Source organism: Sphaerotilus mobilis, from assembly GCF_004216565.1.
GTDB lineage: Bacteria > Pseudomonadota > Gammaproteobacteria > Burkholderiales > Burkholderiaceae_C > Sphaerotilus > Sphaerotilus mobilis.
In genome coordinates this window covers 398,813-418,425 of the sequence record NZ_SGWV01000011.1, presented here as the reverse complement: position 1 = coordinate 418,425, position 19,613 = coordinate 398,813, and the positions used below count along the sequence as shown (strand labels likewise).

At 70.9% G+C, this 19,613-nt stretch carries 18 protein-coding genes and 1 pseudogene; 11 read left to right on the top strand and 8 right to left on the bottom strand.

Translation table 11 applies throughout. The features are described from left to right. The first annotated feature begins 4 nt into the window (after positions 1–4). Both EV685_RS17145 and EV685_RS17140 read left to right on the top strand, forming a co-directional pair. On the top strand, positions 5–472 hold the full coding sequence (locus EV685_RS17145; RefSeq protein WP_130483250.1) for a DUF6152 family protein: 468 nt from the start codon (positions 5–7) through the stop codon (positions 470–472). After that, positions 469–1,110, top strand: a complete 642-nt coding sequence (locus EV685_RS17140; RefSeq protein WP_130483249.1) for a histidine phosphatase family protein — start codon at positions 469–471, stop codon at positions 1,108–1,110. Before EV685_RS17145 ends, EV685_RS17140 begins: the two co-directional genes overlap by 4 nt. Here the strand turns inward: EV685_RS17140 and EV685_RS17135 are convergent. From EV685_RS17135 to pmbA, 4 genes are all read right to left on the bottom strand, one after another. After that, positions 1,107–1,895: an SDR family oxidoreductase gene (locus EV685_RS17135; RefSeq protein WP_130483248.1), complete on the bottom strand. Its 789-nt coding sequence runs from the start codon at positions 1,893–1,895 to the stop codon at positions 1,107–1,109. The genes EV685_RS17140 and EV685_RS17135 overlap by 4 nt on opposite strands. 71 nt (positions 1,896–1,966) lie before the next feature. Next, positions 1,967–2,896, bottom strand: coding sequence for a DMT family transporter (locus tag EV685_RS17130; protein ID WP_130483247.1), 930 nt, complete (start codon positions 2,894–2,896; stop codon positions 1,967–1,969). A gap of 110 nt (positions 2,897–3,006) precedes the next feature. After that, a complete protein-coding gene (locus EV685_RS17125) occupies positions 3,007–4,089 on the bottom strand; it encodes a TRAP transporter substrate-binding protein (RefSeq protein ID WP_130483246.1) in 1,083 nt (360 codons plus the stop codon). Positions 4,090–4,208: 119 nt separating this feature from the next. Further along, positions 4,209–5,597: a metalloprotease PmbA gene (gene pmbA, locus EV685_RS17120; RefSeq protein WP_130483245.1), complete on the bottom strand. Its 1,389-nt coding sequence runs from the start codon at positions 5,595–5,597 to the stop codon at positions 4,209–4,211. An 82-nt stretch (positions 5,598–5,679) separates the two neighbouring features. On the opposite strand from pmbA, the gene yjgA reads away from it, so the two are divergent. Together yjgA and mog are read left to right on the top strand one after the other, a co-directional pair. Beyond that, on the top strand, positions 5,680–6,375 hold the full coding sequence (yjgA, locus tag EV685_RS17115; RefSeq protein WP_130483244.1) for a ribosome biogenesis factor YjgA: 696 nt from the start codon (positions 5,680–5,682) through the stop codon (positions 6,373–6,375). Further along, the gene (gene mog, locus EV685_RS17110) at positions 6,368–6,985 is read left to right on the top strand and encodes a molybdopterin adenylyltransferase (RefSeq protein ID WP_130483243.1); all 618 of its coding nucleotides are present in this window, start codon (positions 6,368–6,370) and stop codon (positions 6,983–6,985) included. The genes yjgA and mog overlap by 8 nt, the downstream gene beginning before the upstream one ends. A gap of 10 nt (positions 6,986–6,995) precedes the next feature. Here the strand turns inward: mog and EV685_RS17105 are convergent, their stop codons facing one another. The 3 genes from EV685_RS17105 to EV685_RS17095 all read right to left on the bottom strand — a co-directional run bounded on the left by EV685_RS17105 (position 6,996) and on the right by EV685_RS17095 (position 9,952). Further along, positions 6,996–8,273: a sensor domain-containing diguanylate cyclase gene (locus EV685_RS17105; RefSeq protein ID WP_130483242.1), complete on the bottom strand. Its 1,278-nt coding sequence runs from the start codon at positions 8,271–8,273 to the stop codon at positions 6,996–6,998. 29 nt (positions 8,274–8,302) lie between these two features. Then, the gene (cysE, locus tag EV685_RS17100) at positions 8,303–9,082 is read right to left on the bottom strand and encodes a serine O-acetyltransferase (protein WP_130483241.1); all 780 of its coding nucleotides are present in this window, start codon (positions 9,080–9,082) and stop codon (positions 8,303–8,305) included. 102 nt (positions 9,083–9,184) lie between these two features. Beyond that, positions 9,185–9,952 (bottom strand): RNA methyltransferase, encoded by a 768-nt coding sequence (locus EV685_RS17095; RefSeq protein ID WP_130483240.1) that lies wholly within the window; start codon positions 9,950–9,952, stop codon positions 9,185–9,187. Between the two features lie 199 nt (positions 9,953–10,151). Here EV685_RS17095 and EV685_RS21060 point away from each other — a divergent pair. From EV685_RS21060 to EV685_RS17065, 6 genes and pseudogenes are all read left to right on the top strand, one after another. Then, positions 10,152–11,153, top strand: a pseudogene (locus EV685_RS21060) (inositol monophosphatase family protein); the annotation flags it as partial. A gap of 394 nt (positions 11,154–11,547) precedes the next feature. After that, positions 11,548–12,255 (top strand): energy-coupling factor ABC transporter ATP-binding protein, encoded by a 708-nt coding sequence (locus EV685_RS17085; RefSeq protein ID WP_130483238.1) that lies wholly within the window; start codon positions 11,548–11,550, stop codon positions 12,253–12,255. Beyond that, positions 12,249–12,842, top strand: a complete 594-nt coding sequence (locus EV685_RS17080; RefSeq protein ID WP_130483237.1) for a CbiQ family ECF transporter T component — start codon at positions 12,249–12,251, stop codon at positions 12,840–12,842. Before EV685_RS17085 ends, EV685_RS17080 begins: the two co-directional genes overlap by 7 nt. 36 nt (positions 12,843–12,878) lie before the next feature. Then, on the top strand, positions 12,879–13,448 hold the full coding sequence (locus tag EV685_RS17075; protein ID WP_130483236.1) for a biotin transporter BioY: 570 nt from the start codon (positions 12,879–12,881) through the stop codon (positions 13,446–13,448). 23 nt (positions 13,449–13,471) lie between these two features. After that, on the top strand, positions 13,472–14,932 hold the full coding sequence (locus EV685_RS17070) for an AMP-binding protein (RefSeq protein WP_130483235.1): 1,461 nt from the start codon (positions 13,472–13,474) through the stop codon (positions 14,930–14,932). After that, positions 14,911–16,101 (top strand): thiolase family protein, encoded by a 1,191-nt coding sequence (locus EV685_RS17065; protein ID WP_130483234.1) that lies wholly within the window; start codon positions 14,911–14,913, stop codon positions 16,099–16,101. Before EV685_RS17070 ends, EV685_RS17065 begins: the two co-directional genes overlap by 22 nt. Positions 16,102–16,116: 15 nt before the next feature. On the opposite strand, the gene EV685_RS17060 is transcribed toward EV685_RS17065, so the two are convergent. Then, complete coding sequence (locus tag EV685_RS17060; RefSeq protein ID WP_130483233.1) at positions 16,117–16,791, bottom strand: nitroreductase; 675 nt, start codon at positions 16,789–16,791, stop codon at positions 16,117–16,119. A 146-nt stretch (positions 16,792–16,937) separates the two neighbouring features. On the opposite strand from EV685_RS17060, the gene mutS reads away from it, so the two are divergent. Next, positions 16,938–19,604 (top strand): DNA mismatch repair protein MutS, encoded by a 2,667-nt coding sequence (mutS, locus tag EV685_RS17055; protein WP_130483232.1) that lies wholly within the window; start codon positions 16,938–16,940, stop codon positions 19,602–19,604. Positions 19,605–19,613: the final 9 nt, after the last annotated feature.

The window sequence follows — 19,613 nt, the reverse complement described above, 5'->3', positions numbered from 1 at the left end:
CACGATGCATCGACGTCTTTTCATCACCTCGCCACTCCTGTTGGCCCTGCCCGCCGGGGCCCACCACGGCTGGAGCAGCTTCGACCAGAACCGCCCGATCTACCTGGAGGGCAAGGTCGCCCAGGTCGCCTGGCGCAACCCGCATGTCGAGCTGACGCTGGAACTGCCGGTCGACGGCCTGACGATGCCGGCCGACCTCGCCACGCGCAGCCTGCCGGCGCAGTCCGCCCCGGTCGACGGCCCGGCCCTGCTCAAGGCCGCGCAGCTGCCCACCCGCAAGGACCGGCGCTGGGAGATCGAGCTGGCGCCGCTGTCGCGGGTGCAGGCCTGGGGTCTGCCCGAGATCAAGGCCGGCGACGCGCTGGCGATGCTCGGCTTCACCTTCGCCGGAGAGAAGGGGCAGGCGATTCTGCGGGTCGAGTACCTGTTCGCCGCCGGCAAGGCCTACGGCATGCGTTCGTCGCCAGCATGAAGGGCGCACCAACGATCGGCCCGCTGCGACGCCGGCTGCTGTTAGGTGCTGCGGCGGTCTGGGCCCTGCCGCTCAGGGCCGCTCCGGGCAACGATCTGGAACCCGCCTTGCGACGCGCCATGTCCGGCGAGCGCGGTGCCGGGGTCGTGCTGATGCTGCGACACGCGCTGGCGCCCGGCACCTTCGACCCGCCCGGCTTCCGTCTGGGCGACTGTTCGACGCAACGCAACCTGAGCGATGAAGGACGCCGCCAGTCCCGCCAGCTCGGTGCCTGGTTCGCGGCCCGCGACTTGCGGCCGTCTCGGGTGCGCAGCAGCCCCTGGTGTCGCTGCCTGGAGACGGCCCGGCTCGCGTTCGCGGGGTCGGCGTCGGCCAGCGACCCAGTTGAAGCCTGGCCCGCCCTCGGCTCACCACATGGCAGCGACACGCAAGCCCAGGCGCAGGCCCTCGCGGCTTTGCGCGCCGGTCTGGTCGACGTCGTCCGGCAGGGCCGCGGCTTCGAGGTCTGGGTCACCCACAACTTCGTCTTCAGCGCCTTCCTGGGCGAGAGCAGCAACGTCGGCGACGGCGTGCTGCTGGGCCAAGACGGCGCCGGCACACCGCGTGTGATCGCCCGCGTCGCCGGCCTGGGCGACTAGAAGGTGCCCGGGTAGGCGCCGCCGTCGATCAGCAGGTTCTGGCCGTTGATGTAGCCCGCCAGCGGGCTGCACAGGAAGGCGCACAGGGCGCCGAACTCGGCCGGCACGCCGAAGCGACCGGCGGGGATGCCGGCGCGGCGGGCGCCGGCCACGGCCTCGACGTCGCGACCGCTTTGGGCGGCCGCCTTTGCCAGCGTGAGCTGCAGCCGGTCGGTGTCGAAGGCGCCCGGCAGCAGGTTGTTGAGCGTCACGCCCCGTCCGGCCAAGGCCTTCTGCCGAGCCAGTCCGGCGACGAAGCCGGTCAGGCCACTGCGGGCACCGTTGGACAGGCCCAGGATGTCGATCGGCGCCTTGACCGCACCGGAGGTGATGTTGAGCACCCGGCCGTAGCCGCGCGCGGCCATGGCATCGACGGTGGCCTTCATCAGCTCGATGGGGGTCAGCATGTTGGCGTCGATGGCGCGCAGCCAGGTCTCGCGGTCCCAGTCACGGAAGTCGCCGGTCGGCGGTCCGCCCGCGTTGTTGACCAGGATGTCAACCTGGGGCGCCGCCGCCAGCGCTGCCGCGCGGCCTTCGGCTGTGCCGATGTCGCCGACCACCGTGCGCACCTCGACGCCTGGATGACGCGCACGCAACTCGGCCGCCGCCGCGAGCAAGTTGGCCTCGCCGCGCGCGGTGATCACCACATGCACGCCCTCGGCGGCCAGCGCCTGCGCGCAGCCGAGTCCAAGTCCCTTGCTGGCGCCGCACACCAGCGCCCACTTGCCCGAGATGCCGAGATCCATCGTCGTGTTGTCCTTGAAGGTCGTTGAAGGTCGTTGAAGGTCGAAAGAGATCGTTGAAGGTCGTTGCGGTTTCAGCGGGCGCGGGCCAGCAGCCAGACACCCACCAGCACCAGCACGGTGCCCACCGCCAGCATCGGCGTGAAGGGTTCGCCCAGCAGCACGATGCCCATCAGGATCGTGCTCATTGGCCCGACCAGGCCGCACTGGGCCGCCAGGGCGGCGCCGAGCCGCTCGATGCCCAGCATCACCAGGATGACCGGCGCAAAGGTGCAGGCGGTGGCATTGAGCAGCGACAGGCTGATGACCTCAGGCGCGATCGTGGCGACGCTGTCGAGCGGTCGCAGAAGCAGGAACTGGCCGATGCACAGACCGCAGGCCACCGTCGAGGCCAGACCGGTCAGCCGCAGCGGGCCGAGCCGGCGGACTTCCTCGCCGCTGAAGAACATGTAGCAGGCATAGCTCACCGCACTGCCAAAGACCAGCGCGGCGCCAAGCGCCACATGGTCGCCTTGGAGGTTCAGTTCGCTGCCGAAGACACACAGCACGCCGGCATAGCTGACCGCCAGCGCCAACCATTGGCGGCCCTTAGGGCGTCTGCCGTGCAGGACCAGGCCGAGCAGCAGCACGAGGGTCGGATTGAGGTAGAGGATCAGCCGCTCCAGGCTGGCGCTGATGTAGGCCAGTCCGGCGAAATCGAGGTAACTGGCGAGGTAGTAGCCCGAGAAGCCCAGGCCGACAACGACGCGCCAGTCGCGCGCGGTGAGGGCCGGCTTGCCCCGCCCGGCCCACCAGGCCAGACCGAGGAACAGCGGCAGCGCGAACAGCATGCGCAGCATCAGCAAGGTGACCGCGTCGACGCCATGCCGGTAGGCCAGCTTGACGATGATGGCCTTGCCGGAGAACGCGATCGAGCCGATCAACGCGAAGGCCAGGCCTGGCCAGAGGCGCACGACCGGGCGGGGAAGCGGCGGGGCACTGAGCGCGCCGGGGGTCGTCTGCATGCGGTCGATTCTAGGCAGTGAGGTCCCCGGCGCAGGGCACAGGAAAAAGGGCCGCCGTCTCGCGACGGCGGCCCTTGTCGGGTCAGACCGGTGGGTTCAGCCCGCCAGCATCAGAACTTCTGCGATTGCATGAAGTCGTCAAAGCCGGCTTCGGCGAAGCGGAACCACAGGGTTTCGTCGGCGCGGAACTTGGCGTAGTCGGCGTAGACCTTCTTCCAGTTCGGGTTCTTGGCCGAGATGTCCTCGTACAGCGCCATCGATTCCTTGAAGGCCGTCTCCATGACGTCCTTGGGGAAGCGGAACAGCTTGGTGCCACCGGCCACCAGCTGCTTGAGCGCCAGCGGGTTGCGGGCGTCATACTTGGCCTGCATGTCGACGTGGGCCACGGCGGCAGCGGCTTCGACGATGGCCTTGTACTCGGGCGTCAGGGCCGCGAAGGCCTTCGTGCCGATGAAGAAGTCCAGCTGCGGACCACCTTCCCACCAGCCGGGGAAGGCGTAGTTCGGCGCGACCTTGTTGAAGCCGAGCTTCTGGTCGTCGTAAGGACCGACCCATTCAGCCGCGTCGATCGTGCCCTTTTCCAGCGACTGGTAGATCTCGCCGCCGGGGATGTTCTGGGGCACGCCGCCCATGCGTTCGACGACCTTGCCGGCGAAGCCGCCGACGCGGAACTTCAGGCCCTTCATGTCGGCCATCGAGTTGATCGGCTTGCGGTACCAGCCGCCCATCTGGGCACCGGTGTTGCCACCCATGAAGTTGATGATGTTGAAGTTCGCGTAGAACTCGCGCATCAGTTTCAGGCCGTTGCCTTCGATCATCCAGGCCGTCATCTGGCGGCTGTTCAGGCCGAAGGGAATCGCACAGCCGAGCGCGAAGGTCTCGTCCTTGCCGAAGAAGTAGTAGGGCGCCGTGTGGGCCACCTCGACGGTGCCGTTCTGCACGCCGTCGACCACGCCGAAGGCCGGCAGCAGTTCACCGGCCGAGTGGACCGAGATCTGGAACTTGCCACCGGACATCTCGCCGACCTTCTTGGCGAAGACGTCGGCCGCGCCGTAGATGGTGTCGAGCGACTTCGGGAAGCTCGAGGCCAAGCGCCAGCGGATGTTGGCCTGGGCATTCACCACCGCAGGGGCGGCGCCAGCAGCCAGGATGCCGGCCAGACCGGCTTGACGGACAAAGGAACGACGTTCCATGCGGGATCTCCTGATCGTGTCGAGGGATGGGTAAAGGGTCGGTGGATTCTAGGAAGCCGCCTCGCCACATCGCCGGGGGCTTTCCCCTGCGCAAGATTGCGTAGTGGACCGCTGCGGACTCAGTGTCCGGCGATCGTCATGCGCTCGACCAGGACCGATCCGAGGGTCTTGTTGCCGCCGTTGTAGACATCGGCGCCGACCGCGACGATGCCCTTGAGCATGTCGCGCAGGTTGCCGGCGATGGTGATTTCGTCGACCGGGTAGGCGATCTCGCCGTTCTCGACCCAGAAACCGGCCGCGCCGCGCGAGTAGTCGCCGGTCACGTAGTTGACGCCCTGGCCCATCAGTTCGACCACCAGCAGGCCGCGATGCAGCTTGCGGACCATGGCGGCGAGGTCATCCCCGCGACGGGTCAGGCGGCTGCTCAGTGTCATGTTCTGCGGGCCGCCGGCATGGCCGGTCGTGCGCATGCCGAGCTTGCGGGCCGAATAGCTCGACAGGAAGTAGCCCTGCGTGATGCCGGCCGACACCACCGTGCGGGCTGCCGTGCGCACACCCTCGTCGTCAAAGGGCGCGCTGGCCTTGCCCTTGGGCAGGTGCGGGTCCTCGCGCACGTCGATGTGCTCCGGGAAGATCGCCTGGCCCAGGCTGTCCATCAGGAAGCTGGCCTTGCGGTAGAGCGAGCCGCCGCTGGTGGCGTGCACGTAGGCCCCCAGCAGGCCACCGGCGATCGGGGCCTCGAACAGCACGGGCACCTCGCAGGTCTTGATCTTGCGGGACTTCAGCCGCGACAGCGCCCGCTCGGCGGCGTAGCGGCCCACCGCTTCCGGCTCGGCCAGGTCGGCGGCATCGCGCATGGAGCTGTACCAGGAGTCGCGCTGCATGTCGCGGCCCCGGCCAGCGATCGGCGAGACCGACATCGAGTGGCGCGAGCTCGCATAGCCGCCGCGAAAGCCTCGGCTGTTGCCGGCGAAGAAGTGCGACTGCTGAGCCGACACTGCCGCGCCTTCGGAGTTGGTGATGCGCTTGTCGACCGACAGGGCCGCGCCTTCGCAACGCAGTGCGATGGCCGCCGCCGTCTCGGCGTCGATCGGCCAGGGGTGGCACAGGCCCAGGTCCAGCTCGGCGGCGGCACCGAGTGCGAGGTCGGCCTCGTCGGGCAGGCCGGCCATGGCGTCCTCGGCGGTGAAGCGGGCGATGTCGTAGGCCGCCTGCACGGTCTGGCGCAAGGCGGTCGGCGAGAAGTCGGAGGTGCTGGCATTGCCGCGCCGCTGGCCGAGGTAGACGCTCACGCCGATCGACTTGTCGCGGTTGCGCTCGACGTTCTCGATCTCGCCCTTGCGCACCGAGACCGACAGGCCGGCGCCTTCGGACACCTCGACCCCTGCATCGCTGGCACCCACGTCGCGGGCCATCTGCAGGGTGTCCTCGACCAGCTGACGGAACTGCTCGCGGGTGTAGGCAAAACCGTGGGTGGCGCGGGCGTCGGCAGCTTGGGAGTCGGTCATGGGATCCATCTTCTATGGGGGACTTCGAAGGGCCTCGGAAGGCGCGGAACTATCATAGCGGCCGCTCTTTCAGCCCCTTTCCATGGCACCCCGCAAACCCTTCAAGTTCAGCCCGCCCAACGCTGCGGAGATCGAGGCCGAGGCGATCCGCCAAGCCCGTGACGCGGCCCAGATCGCGGCCGTCGCGCTCAACCCCGAGCTGCGCCTGCCGCGTTCGGCCCGGCCCAGCAAGACCCAGATGAAGAAGGAGTCGCACGACCTCCAGGAGCTGGGCGAGGCGCTGCTGGCGCTTCCCCGCGCCAAGCTCGATGCGCTAGACCTGCCCGAAGGCCTGCGGGATGCGCTCGACGAACTGGCCCGCACGCGCTCCTTCGAAGGCAAACGGCGCCAGTGGCAATACGTCGGCAAGCTGATGCGCGGCATCGACCCGGAGCCACTGCGCGAGGCGGTCGCCGCCCAGCGCGTGCCCTCGGCGCGCGACACGCTGGCGCTGCATGAAGCCGAAGCCTGGCGCGATCAGCTGATCGCCTCGGACGACGCGCTGACCCGCTGGATGGCCGCCCATCCGGACACCGACGCACAAGCCCTGCGCAGCCTGATCCGCAGCGCCCGCAAGGACGTGCAGGCCGCCGCCGCCGCGCAGGCCCACGACGGCGCGGTCGAACGCAAGGGCCGCTCCTACCGCGACATCTTCCAGCTCGTGCGCGAGGCCCTGGCCGGCGCCGAACGGGCCGCCCGCGACGACGACGACGGCCTGGCCTCGACCCACGATGTCTGACGCGCCCATCACCGCCGACCTGCCGCCGCCCGAGCCGGTGCGCATCGGCCTGGTCTCGATCAGCGACCGCGCCAGCAGCGGCGTCTACGAGGACCAAGGCATCCCGGCCCTGCGTGGTTGGCTCGAACGGGCGCTGCACAACCCGGTCGACTGGGTCACACGGCTGATCCCCGACGAGCAGGACGGCATCAGCGCCACCTTGCGCGAGCTGGTGGACATCGAGCGCTGCGACCTGGTGCTGACCACCGGCGGCACCGGCCCGGCACCGCGTGATGTCACCCCAGAGGCGACGCTGGCGGTGGCCGACAAGGTCATGCCCGGCTTTGGCGAGCAGATGCGCCAGATCAGCCTGCGCTTTGTGCCGACCGCGATCCTGTCGCGCCAGGAAGCGGTGATCCGCGGCCGAGCCCTGATCATCAACTTGCCGGGTCAGCCCAAGGCGATCGCCGAGACGCTCGAAGGCCTGCCCGGCGCGACGCCGCCCTGCCCCGGCATCTTCGCGGCCGTGCCCTACTGCGTCGACCTGATCGGCGGGCCCTACCTGGAAACGCGCGAGGCGGTCATCGCGGCCTTCCGACCCAAGACCGCCCGGCGACCCTCGCGGGGCTGAGCGGGACGGCTCAGGCGCTGTCCATCGGCCGGGCGACCTCGATGCGGTCACGCCCGGCCGCCTTGGCAAGGTAGAGCGCCGCATCGGCCGAGGCCATCAGCGTGGGCACGTCCTCGCCATGGTCCGGATAGACCGCCACGCCGATGCTGGCCGAGATGGTCGACAAGCCCAGCGCCGCACCGTCGATGGCGAGCAGCGCGGCACGCACCTTCTCGGCCACCTGCCGCAGCTCGGGCAGACCGGTGTCCGGACAGACCACCACAAACTCGTCGCCGCCCCAGCGGTAGGCCAGATCCGAGCGCCGCAGCTCGCCGGCCATGGCCTGCGCCACGGCCCGCAACACGCGGTCGCCCAGCAGGTGGCCGTGCAGGTCGTTGACGACCTTGAAGTGATCGATGTCGACCAGGCACAGTCCCAGCGGCATGCCAACCCGGGCACACAGCGCCAGCTGACTGTCGAGGAAGGCCTCACCGTGGCGGCGGTTGGACAGCCCGGTCAACGTGTCGTTGGCAGCGAGTTCCTCCAGCTTGAACTGGAGCATCTTCTGGTCGGTGATGTCCTGCACCATGCCGACGACGCGGGTCGGTGCACCCGACACATCGCGCTCGCAAACCCGACCGCGGTCGCTCACCCACAGGTAATGGCCGTTGCGGTTGCGAAGCCGGTATTCGGCCTCGTAGCGGGACCGCCGGCCTTCGAGGTGATCGGTCAGCACGCGCATGACCTGGGCCGCGTCGTCCGGGTGGACGTTGCCCGACCAGGTCGACAGCACCGGCGCCATCTCATCCGGCCCGTAGCCCAGCATGCGTTTGAGCTGCGGGCTGAAGTAGAGCTCGCCGCTGGCCATGTCCCAGTCCCACAGGCCGTCGATCGCCTCGTTGAGCGCGAAGGACAGCTGGTGTTGGCGTTCACGCACCTCGCGTTCGAGCGACAGCCGCAGGGTCACGTCGCGGGCGACCGACAGGAAGTACTCGCGGCCGTCGAGCATGAAGCAGGTCGTGACGACCTCCACCGGCACCTCATGGCCCTCGCGGTGGCGGTGCCGGCCGATGAACACGTAGGGTGGCTGACGGCGGATCACCTCGGCGATCTCGGTCCACTGCGGCATGCCGATCACGTCCATCTGCAGACTCAGCACCGAGTGGTCGAGCACCTGCTCGGCCGTCAGTCCCAGGACCTCCCAGGCGGCCCGATTGGCCCAGACCACGTGGGATGACTGCGGGTCGAGCAGGTAGACCGCATCGGCCATCTGGTCGAACAACGCAGCAGCGGCTGGCAGATCCCGCATCCGGGCGCCTTCACCTGCGACATGGCCCATCAGCGCACCAGCCGGTTCAGACGCTCCGCGTCGAAGTCCTCGGTCGTGTGTGCGTCCGCCGGCACACAGGCCTCGGCGGGCAGTTCACGGGCCCGGCTCGACAGCTTCTCGATGGCCTGCCACAGCAGCGCGATCTGGTGCTCCTGCCCGGAGGCGTTGTCGATCAATCCCTTCATCGCCTGCGCCACCGGGTCATCGCCCTGGGTCACGCCATAGGCCGAGAAGCCCATCTTGGCGGCCGCTTCCTCGCGTTGGGCGTCGGCGCTGGCCGCGATGATGCGGGCCGGGTTGCCGACCGCCGTCGCGCCGGCCGGCACCGGCTTGGTGACGACCGCGCCGGAGCCGATGCGCGCGCCCTGCCCGACCGTGAAGCCGCCCAGCACGCAGGCGTGCGCGCCGACGATCACGCCCGACTCCAGCGTCGGATGGCGCTTGGCGCCCTTGACCAGCGAGGTGCCGCCCAGGGTCACGCCCTGGTAGATCGTGACGTCGTCACCAACCTCGGCCATTTCGCCGATCACGACGCCCATGCCGTGGTCGATGAAGACGCGTCGCCCGAAGGTGGCGCCCGGGTGGATCTCGATGCCGGTGAACCAGCGGCCCAGGTGCGAGATGAAGCGCCCCAGCCAACGCAGGCCGCGCTTCCAGCAGGCGTGGGCCATGTGGTGCATCCACAGCGCATGCAGGCCGGGATAGCAGGTCAGGACCTCGAAGCGCGACTTGGCCGCTGGGTCACGTTCCAGGATGCATTCGATGTCTTCTCGGAGCCGGCTGAACATGGGGGTCTCGCGTCCTTCTGCTGGGCGTCAACGAGTGTAGGGTCAGGATTCCCGCCGGTTTTCAGCCAGGATGAGAACGACCCCACACCCGGCGCGACTGCGTCACATCGGAGCGGACGGGGTGCGGCCGGCGACGGCTCGGGCGATGCCGCGCAGGATGTGGACCTCCTCGCGCGTCAGCCCGGCGCGGTCGAGCAGCAATTGCAGGCGCGGCATCAGCTTCTTCGGCGCGGCCGGATCGAGGTAGCCGATCTGTTCGAGCACGCCGCGCCAGTGCTCGAGCGCGCCATGGACCTCGTCGAGCGTGGCCCGCTCCGGCGCCTTCGTGCGCTCGACCACCGGGTAGCCGCCCAGCGCGAGGCGCCATTCGTAGGCGATCAGCTGGACCGCCTGCGCAAGATTGAGCGAGCCGTAGTCCGGCTGGGTCGGGATGGACAGGCAGACCTGGCAGCGCCGGACCTCGTCGTTGCTCATGCCGAAACGCTCGCTGCCGAACACAAACGCGACGCGCTGACCCGCAGCGGCGGCGGGTGCCAGCAGGGGCAGGTGCTCGCGCGGCGCGGCGGTCGGCGGGCCAAAGTCGCGCGGCGTCATCGCCGTGGCGCAAGCAGTGTGCACACCCTCGAGCGCAGCGTCGAGGCTGTCGACGATGCGGGCGCGCACCAGGATATCGGCCGCGCCGCTGGCCATCGCGACGGTGTCCTCCTGCACCAGCACATCCGGGAAACGCGGTTGCACCAGCACCAGCTCGCGCAGGCCCATCACCTTCATCGCCCGCGCGGCGGCGCCCACGTTGCCTGGGTGGCTGGTGCGGATCAGCACGATGCGGGTCGGGTCGCAGGGGACAGGATCGGGATCGGCAACGGACATGGGCTGATTCAAGTGCAAGGAAGACCGGACGTGGGTGCGAACCCTTAGCCGCTTGGCTAGAATCGCGGGCTTGATCTTAGGTGGGCCGCTTTGCCGTCCACCCGCAGACCACCCGCTCTTTGTCCCCGCCAGCCCCTTGTCGCCCGCCGCCACGCTTTCTGCGTCCGCGGCAGCCATCCCACCCGAGACGCCCGCCGCCATGTCGCAAACGAACCTGCACCCGATGCTCAACATTGCCGTCAAGGCGGCACGCGCCGGAGGCGCGGTGATCAGCAGGGCCAGCCAGGACGTCGACCGGCTCACCGTCACCAGCAAGGGGCACAACGACTTCGTCACCGAGGTCGACCAGGCGGCCGAGGCAGCGGTCATCGACGTCATCCTGCAGGCCTACCCGAACCACGCCATCCTGGCCGAGGAATCGGGCCGCGAGCACGGCTCCAAGCACAGCGACTACACCTGGATCATCGATCCGCTGGACGGCACGACCAACTTCATCCACGGCTACCCGCAGTACGCCGTGTCGATCGCGCTGGCCTACAAGGGCAAGGTCGAGCAGGCGGTGGTCTATGACCCGAACCGCAACGACCTCTTCTACGCCACCAAGGGCCGCGGCGCCTTCCTCAACGACAAGCGCCTGCGCGTGTCCAAGCGCATCCGCATGATGGAAGCGCTGATCGGCACCGGCTTCCCCTTCCGCAAGGGCGACAACTTCAAGCGCTACATGCGGATGTTCGAGGACGTCATGACCTCCTGCGCCGGCCTGCGCCGCCCGGGCGCTGCCGCGCTGGACCTGTGCTACGTCGCGGCCGGCTGGCTGGACGGCTTCTTCGAGACCGGCCTGAGCCCCTGGGACGTCGCCGCCGGCTCGCTGATCATCACCGAGGCCGGGGGACTGGTCGGCAACTTCACCGGTGAGGCCGACTTCCTGTACCAGAAGGAACTGGTCTGCGGCTCGCCCAAGATCTACGCCCAGCTGGTGCAGATCCTCAAGCCCTACACCCGCGTGATCGCCGACGAGAAGCCCGAGGTCGGCGCCGCCACGTCCGGCAAGCCCTACACCGGCGTGGGCGGCATCGAGACCGACGCGACCGAGACCTTCATCGCCACCGCCGGCGTGCCCCCTGGCGCCTACCAGGGTGCCGATGCGACGACGGAAACGGCGGCGCCGGCCGACGACGCCACGGCAGCGGACGACGCACCGGCCGCCGAGGAACTGCCGTACGCCTTCGCGACCTCCAGCACCGCCGCCTCGCGCCCCTACGAGCCCAAGCTGTCGCCGGCCCAGGCGCTCGCCGCCGCCTTCGAACCCACGCCCGTGACCGATGCACCCGCCCCGGTCGTGACCGTGCGCAAGGCCACCCGCATCCGCAAGGAAGACCTGCCGCCGCCGCCCCCGGCCGCCCCGGACGCCGCCCCGCGTGCCCGCGCCGGCGGCCCGGCGCCCAAGCGCCCGGGCATGCGCGCCAGCCCGGAATCGTCCGGCGGCCCGAGTGGCGGCCACAGCGGCCCTGGCGGCAACCGCGCCGGTGGCCCGCCGCGTGGCCGCAAGCGCAACGACGACGCCCCGTTCTGATCGGGCCTGCGCCCCCATCCCGATGAAGGCCGGCCTGCGCCTGACCGACCTGACGCTGCGACGCGGCCAGACCACCGTCTTCGAACGCCTGGACCTGGCGCTGACCGAACCGCGTGTCGGCCTGATCGGCGACAACGGCGCCGGCAAGAGCAGCCTGCTGCGCCTGTTGTGCGGCCTGGAGCAACCGCAAGGCGGACGGGTCGAGGTCGACGGCACGGTGGTCGACGGCACGCCGCCACCGCCTGGCCGCATCGGGCTGATGTTCCAGAACCCCGACGAGCAGATCATCTTCCCGACCGTCGAGGAAGAGCTCGCGCTCGGCCCGCAGGCCGCCGGTGCCAGCCGCCGCGACGCGAAGGCTGCCGCCCACGAGGCCCTGCGCCGACGCGGTCTGGCCGACTGGGCGCCCCGCGCCATCGCCAGCCTGAGCCACGGCCAGCGCCAGTTCGTCTGCTGGCTGGCGCTCGACCTGGCCGCCCCGCGGGTGCGCCTGCTCGACGAGCCCTACGCCAGCCTCGACCTGCCCGGACAAGCCTGGCTGCGCGAGGAGATCCGCCGCGCGCCGGCCCAGGTGCTGGTCTCCAGCCACCTGCTCGGCCCCCTGCGCGACTTCGACCGGGTGATCTGGCTCGAACGTGGCGCCGTGCGCGCCGACGGCGCTGGCGCCGAGGTCTGCGCGGCCTACGAGGCCGACGTGGCCCGGCGCATCGCCGATCGCCCGCCATGCTGAGCCTCTACGCCGACACACCCAGCTGGCTGCACCGCGTGCCCGCTGGCGCCAAGCTGCTGGCGCTGGCGACGGCCGGCGTCGCGCTGGCCCTGACGACCACGCTGCCCCTGCTGACCGCTGCCATGCTGCTGGCCTTGGCCCTGCTGCTGTCGCTGCGCCAAGCCGGGCTCGGCGCGCGCCGGCCGATGGCGGTCACGGCGGTCGTCGCGCTGCTGCTGGTCGGCCTGCATGCCCTGCTGGGCACGACCGCGCTGGGACTGGTCGCTGCGCTGCGGTTGGTCTGCACCACCGCGCTGGGCCTGGCACTGACACTCACCACCCGGCCGGCCGACCTGGTCGACGTGATCGAGCGGGCCCTGTCGCCACTGCGCCGGCTGGGCCTGGACCCATCCCGCTTCGCGCTGCACATCGCCCTGATGCTGCGCTACACCGAACATTTCTTCGCCCGCTGGCAACAGCTCGACGAGGCCCACCGCCTGCGCACCGGCCGGCCGGGCCGGCTGCGGCTGCTGGCCCCGCTGACGATCCAGATGCTGCTGGCCGCGCGACGCGTGGCCGATACTTTGCACGTCCGCCTGGGTCGATGAACAGCCGTTGATCGCCCCCCACACAAGCTGTCCCACATGAACACGTCCTCCCGCCAGATCGCCACCGTCTCGCTGTTCGCCGCGCTGATCGCCGTCTTCGGCCTGATCCCCAAGATCGACCTGCCACTGGGCGTGCCCATCACGCTGCAGACCCTGGGCGTGATGCTGGCCGGTGCGCTGTTGCGGCCGCGCCTGGCCTTTCTGTCGGTGGCCCTGCTGCTGGCGGCGGTCGCGCTGGGCATGCCCCTGCTTTCGGGCGGCCGGGGCGGTCCTGCCGTGTTCTTCGCGCCCTCCGCCGGCTACCTGATCGGCTGGCCGCTGGGTGCCTGGGTCACCGCGCTGGTGATGCAGGCCTTGCCGACCGCGACGCCCCGCCGCGCCGCCGTCAGCGCCTTCTGCGCCGCCGTCGTCGGCGGCCTGCTGATGGTGCATGCGTGCGGCGTGCTGGGCCTCATGCTGATCGCGCAGCTGCCGGCCGCCAAGGCGCTGCTGGGCACGCTGCTGTTCGTGCCGGGTGACCTGATCAAGGCGGTGGTGACCGCTGGCGTCGTGCACACCGTTGCACGCGGCCTGCCGGACTGGCAGCTGGGACGGCGCGAGCACTGACAAGCGCGCGCGCACCCGCCGTCATGCCGCCACTGCCGGCCTTCGAGCGGGTCCACGCCCCGCTGACCCACTGGGCCGCGCAACGCCCGCAGGCGCTCGCGCTGGCCGATGAACACGGTGCGCTCGACTTCGCGACGCTGCAGGCCCGCGTCCGCGACGGCGCCGCGATGCTCGATGCCATCGGCGCTCCCGGCCATCGCCTGATCAACCCGGACGCCTCGACGCGCGAGCAGCTGGTCGACGTGCTTGCCACGATCGCCAGCGGACGCTGTGCCGCCGTCGGCGACCCGGACTGGCCGACCGCCGTGCGCGATGCCGTCGTGCAACAGCTCGCCGCCCTGCCCGCCGCGCCATCCGGGGACGGCGCCTTCTCGCCCTTCTACATCGGCTACACCTCCGGCAGCACCGGCCAGCCCAAGGGCTTCCGGCGCCACCACCGGTCCTGGACCGAGAGCTTCCGTGCCTGCGTCGACACCTTCGGGCCCGACGTCTGCGGCACCGTGCTGGCGCCCGGGCGCGTCTCGCATTCGCTGTTCCTGTTCGGCATGTTGCTGGGCCTGTGGACCGGCGCCGGCAGCCTCGTGCAGCAGCGCCATTCAGCGGCCCGCACGCTGGCGTCCTTGGCCGACGGCGCGGCCACCGTGCTGGTCGCCGTGCCCAGCCAGTTGCTGATGCTGTTGAACCTGGCGCAGCGCCGCGCCCTCGCGCCGATCACCGCCACCCGGATGGTGCTGATCAGCGGCGCGCCCTGGGCCCGTTCCCACACGCCGGCCTTGCAGGCGCTGTTCCCAAATGCCCGCCTGATCGAGTTCTACGGCGCCTCCGAAACCAGCTTCATCGCCTGGCAGGTGGCCGATGTGGCCGTGCCCGCCGCCGTGGTCGGCCGGCCCTTCGACGGCGTCGAGATCGAGATCCGCGACCGCCTGCAAGCTGACGACCCGACCTCGCCGGGCCGCATCCATGTGCGCAGCGCGATGCTGTTCAGCGACTACGTCGGCACGCCCGATCCGGTCACTGCAGCGGTGCGCACGACGGATGCGGGCGGCGACTGGCTGTCGGTGCGCGATCAAGGCAGGCTCGATGAACACGGGCGACTCTGGCTGCACGGCCGCGAGAACCGCATGCTCGTCACCCAAGGCAAGAACCTCTTTCCCGAAGAGGTTGAAGCCGTGCTGGAGGCCCAGCCCGGCGTCGCCGCCGCGTCCGTGCTGGGCCTGCCTGATGCCGTGCGCGGCAAGCGTGTCGTCGCCGTGCTGATGCTCGACGAGACGCGCGGCGCGAGCGACCGCGCCGCGCTGATCGCCCGCCTGAGCGCCGCCTGCCGCGACACGCTCGAAGGCTACAAGCGACCGCGCCGCTGGTGGATCGCCGATGCGCCGCACTGGCCGCAGACCCGCAGCGGCAAGACCGACCACGCCGCGCTGACCCGCGCACTCGATGTGGCCGAAGGATCGGAGCCGCCGTGGCTGCACGCGACGTCCTGATCGTCGCGGCCTGCCGCAGCGCCGTCGCGCCGGTTGGCGGCGCCTTTGCGGCGCTGTCGGCCCATGAACTCGGCGCACCGGTGCTGCGCGCCTTGCTCGCGCAGGCGGGTGTCGACGCCGCTGCCATCGACCAGGTGCTGATCGGCAACGCGCTGGGTGCTGGCGGCAACCCGGCTCGACTGCTGGCGTTGGCCGCCGGCCTGCCCGACCGGGTCGGCGCCCTCAGCCTCGACAGCCAGTGCAACGCCGGGCTGGATGCCATCACGCTCGGCGCCAGCCTGATCGCCAGCGGTCAGGCCGAGGTCGTCATCACCGGGGGCGTCGAAGCCTGGAGCCGCGCGCCGATGCGCGCACACCGCCCGATCAGGCCGGATGCCGCACCGCAGCCCTACGAACGCCCCGCCTTCGCGCCCGATCCCGAACGCGACCCCGACCTGCTGGCCGCCGCCACGGCCTGGGCACGCGAGGCCCGCATCAACCGCGTCAGGCAGGACGCCTGGGCCGCCGAAAGCCACCGCCGTGCCCTGGCCTGCCGCGCCGACCTGGCCGATGAGATCGTGCCCGTCGCCGGTCTGGCCCACGATGCCTGCCCCCGCGCCACCAACGCGGCCCGCGCCGGCCGCATGCCACCCGCCTGGCGCAGCGCCACCGGGCTGGGCACGGCGGCCACCACGACGCCCGACACAGACCTCGAACACGCCCCCGGCCTGCTCGGCGTCGCCCCCCGGGCCGATGGCGCCGCACTGGTTCTGCTGGCGAGCGACACGGCCTGTGCCCGCCTCGGCCTGACCCCACAAGCCCGCTGGCGCGCGGGTGTCATGACCGGCGGCGCGCCCGAATGCCCCATGCGCAGCGCCGCGCCCGCCGCACGCGCGGCCCTGGCGCAGGCCGGCATCGCCGACATCGGCCACGTCGACGTCATCGAGCTGCACGACGCCTTCGCCGTGCAAGCGATCGCCACGGCGCAAACGCTGGGCCTCGATCCCCTGGCCTTGAACCGCCACGGCGGTGGCCTCGCCCGAGGTCATCCCATCGGCGCCTCGGGCGCGATCGCGCTGGTGCGTGTCCTGGCGGACCTGCGCCGCGACGGTCGCGTGGGATCGACTGGTCTGGCCGTGATCGCGGCGGCGGGCGGGCTGGGCGCGGCGGCGCTGGTCGAGCGGGTCTGAGCCGGCTCAGCCGATTCAGCCGATGCTGCGGAAGTAGCTCTCCAGCGGCTCGCGCACCGTCACCGTCCGGTTCACCGCCGCGTCCGGGTCGGCGTGGCCGATGGCCATGCCGCAGACGATGGCGCAGGACGCCGGCAGGTCCAGCTCGGCACGGATCAGGTCCGGCCATGAGGCCATGGCGCCGATGGCGCAGCTGGCCAGACCGTAAGCCTGCGCGGCCTGCATCAGCGCGTGCAGGGCCATGCCGAGATCCATGTAGCAGCCGGTGCCAAGACCGCGCTCGATCGTGACGATGAGCGCCACCGGCGCGTCGAAGAAGCGGAAGTTGCGACCGAACTGGGCATCGCGCCCGACCCGGTCCTCACGACCGACGCCGATCGCGCCATAGAGCGCCTGCGCCGCAGCAACCTGGCGACGGCGCAAGGCCTTGGGCATGGGCTGCGGGAAATAGCTGTAGTCCTCCCGCGCCGGCTCAGCGTCTCGCCAAGCCTGGGTCAGGCGCTCGCTCAAGCGCTCTCGCACCGCCCCGCGCACCGCGATGAACTCGCCCGGCTGCAGGTTGGCGCCACTGGGCGCCTGACGGGCCAGCCGCAGCAAGGCATGCAGGGTCTCGTCGGGGACGGCGGTGGGCAAGAAAGCGCGGATGGAGCGGCGCGAGCGCAACAGGTCGAGGGCGGGGGTGACCGTCATGGGCGGCGATTCTAGGAAGGCGGTCCTGTCTAATAGCGGGCTTTCCCCGCCACGGCCCGCCGATGTCCGCCGATTCCCGTCCACCTTCTGCCGTCAGCCCACCCGCCACGGGTGCTGTTACGACGGACTTCTCCGGCCACACGCCCATGATGGCGCAGTACCTGCGCATCAAGGCCGAGTTCCCGGACACGCTGGTGCTCTACCGGATGGGCGATTTCTACGAGGTGTTCTACGAGGACGCCCGCAGCGCGCACCGCCTGCTGGACATCACGCTGACGACGCGCGGGCAGAGCAATGGCGAGCCGGTGGTCATGGCCGGTGTGCCGGTGCATGCGCTGGAGAGCTATCTCGCCAAGCTGATCCGGCTGGGCGTGTCGGTGGCGATCGCCGAGCAGGTTGGCGAGGTCGGCGCGGCCAAGGGGCCGGTCGAGCGCAAGGTGGTACGGGTGGTCACGCCGGGCACCGTCACCGACACGGAGTTGCTGGCCGAACGCGAGGAGAACCGGCTGCTGGCGCTGGCGCCTGCCAAGGGCACGGGCGGACAAGCGGTCTACGGCCTGGCCTGGCTGGCGCTCGCCAGTGGGCAACTGGGCCTGACCGAATGCAGTGCGGCCGAGTTGCCCGCCTGGCTGGCGCGGCTGCGGCCGGCCGAGGTGCTGGTGAGCGCCGACCGCGACGCGGAATCCGACGGCGGCAAGCTGCCGGCCGCGCTGCTGAACGCGGGCGTGCCGCTGACGCGCCGGCCGGGCTGGCAGTTCGACACGGCCCTGGGCGCGCGCAAGCTGCGCGAGCAGCTCAAGGTCGCGCACCTGGCCGGTGTCAACGCGCAGGACCTGGACCATGCCCACGCCGCCGCCGCCGCGCTGCTGAGCTTTGCCGAGCACACGCAAGGACGCGCGCTGGCCCACGTCAACCGGCTGGTGGTCGAACGGGCCAGCGAGCTGCTGGAACTGCCGCCGGCCACGCACCGCAACCTGGAGCTGACCGAGACGCTGCGCGGCGAGCGCGCGCCGACGCTCTTGTCCTTGCTGGACAGCTGTCACACCGGCATGGGCAGCCGGCTGCTGCGCGAGTGGCTGACCCACCCGAAGCGCGACCGGCGCGACGCGCGCGAGCGCCTGGCCGCGCTGGCCGTGCTGATCGAGGCGCGCGCCGCCGAGCCGCTGCGCGATGCCCTGCGCGAGGTCAGCGATGTGCAGCGCATCGCCGCCCGGCTGGCCTTGCGCCAGATCCGCCCGCGCGAGCTCGCCGGCCTGCGCGAGACGCTGCAGCGCCTGCCCGCCCTGCGCGCGGTGGTGCCCGATGGGGCTCCGCTGCTGGCCGCCCTGCACGAGGCATTGCAACCGGATGCGGCGATCGCCGCGCAGCTGGCCGCCGCCATCGCCGAGGAGCCTGCCGTGCTGCTGCGCGACGGGGGCGTGATCGCGCCCGGCCTCGATGCCGATCTGGACGAGCTGCGCGCCATCAGCACCAACTGCGACGCCTTCCTGATCGACCTGGAGGTGCGCGAGCGCGCCGCCACCGGTATCGGCAACCTGCGGGTGCAGTTCAACAAGGTGCATGGCTTCTACATCGAGGTCACGCAAGGCCAGATCGACAAGGTGCCCACGCGCTACCAGCGCCGCCAGACGCTGAAGAACGCCGAGCGCTACATCACGCCCGAGCTGAAGGCCTTCGAGGACAAGGCGCTGTCGGCCCAGGAACGGGCGCTGGCGCGCGAGAAGTGGCTCTACGAGCAACTGCTCGATCAGCTGATGCCGCATCTGGTGGCGCTGTCCGAGCTGGGTCGGGCGCTGGCGACGCTGGACGTGCTGGCCGCGCTGGCCGAGCGCTCCACGACGCTGGGCTGGTGCGCGCCGGAGTTCGTCACGCACCCTTGCATCGAGATCACGCAAGGCCGCCATCCGGTGGTCGAGGCGCGGCTGGCGCAGACCGGTGGCGGCAACTTCATCGCCAACGACTGCCGGCTCGACAGCAGCCGGCGCATGCTGGTCGTGACCGGCCCGAACATGGGCGGCAAGAGCACCTTCATGCGCCAGGTCGCGGTGATCGCGCTGCTCGCGGCGATCGGCTCGCATGTGCCGGCCTCGCGTTGCCGGCTCGGGCCGATCGATGCGATCCACACCCGCATCGGCGCGGCCGACGACCTGGCCAATGCCCAGTCGACCTTCATGCTGGAGATGACCGAGGCCAGCGCCATCCTGCATGCCGCCACCGAACACTCGCTCGTGCTGATGGACGAGATCGGCCGCGGCACGTCAACCTTCGACGGCCTCGCACTGGCCGGCGCGATCGCCAGCCACCTGCATGACCGCAACCGCTCCTTCACGCTGTTTGCGACCCACTACTTCGAGCTGACCGAGTTCCCGACCCGGCACCGCCACGCGCTGAACTGCCACGTCTCGGCGGTCGAGAGCGGCGAGGACATCGTCTTCCTGCACGCCATCGAGGCCGGCCCGGCCAGCCGCAGCTACGGCGTGCAGGTCGCGCGCCTGGCCGGCATGCCCGGCGCGGTGCTGCGGCAGGCGCGCGCGGCGCTGGAGCAGCTCGAATCGCAGCAGCAGGCCGGGGAGGCCCAGATCGACCTGTTCACCGCACCCGTCGCAGCGGCGCCCGATGAGGTCGACGACATCGACGAGGACGTGGATGCCGCACCCGCCCGATCCGATCCGCCCCTGGACCCACCGCTGGCCCGGCTGCTGGCCGCGCTGGACCAGACCGACCCCGACCAGATGAGCCCGCGCGAGGCGCTGGCCCGTCTCTACGAGCTGCGCCAGCTGCGTGCCGATGCACGGGCCACCACGCACCCCTGATCACCGAAC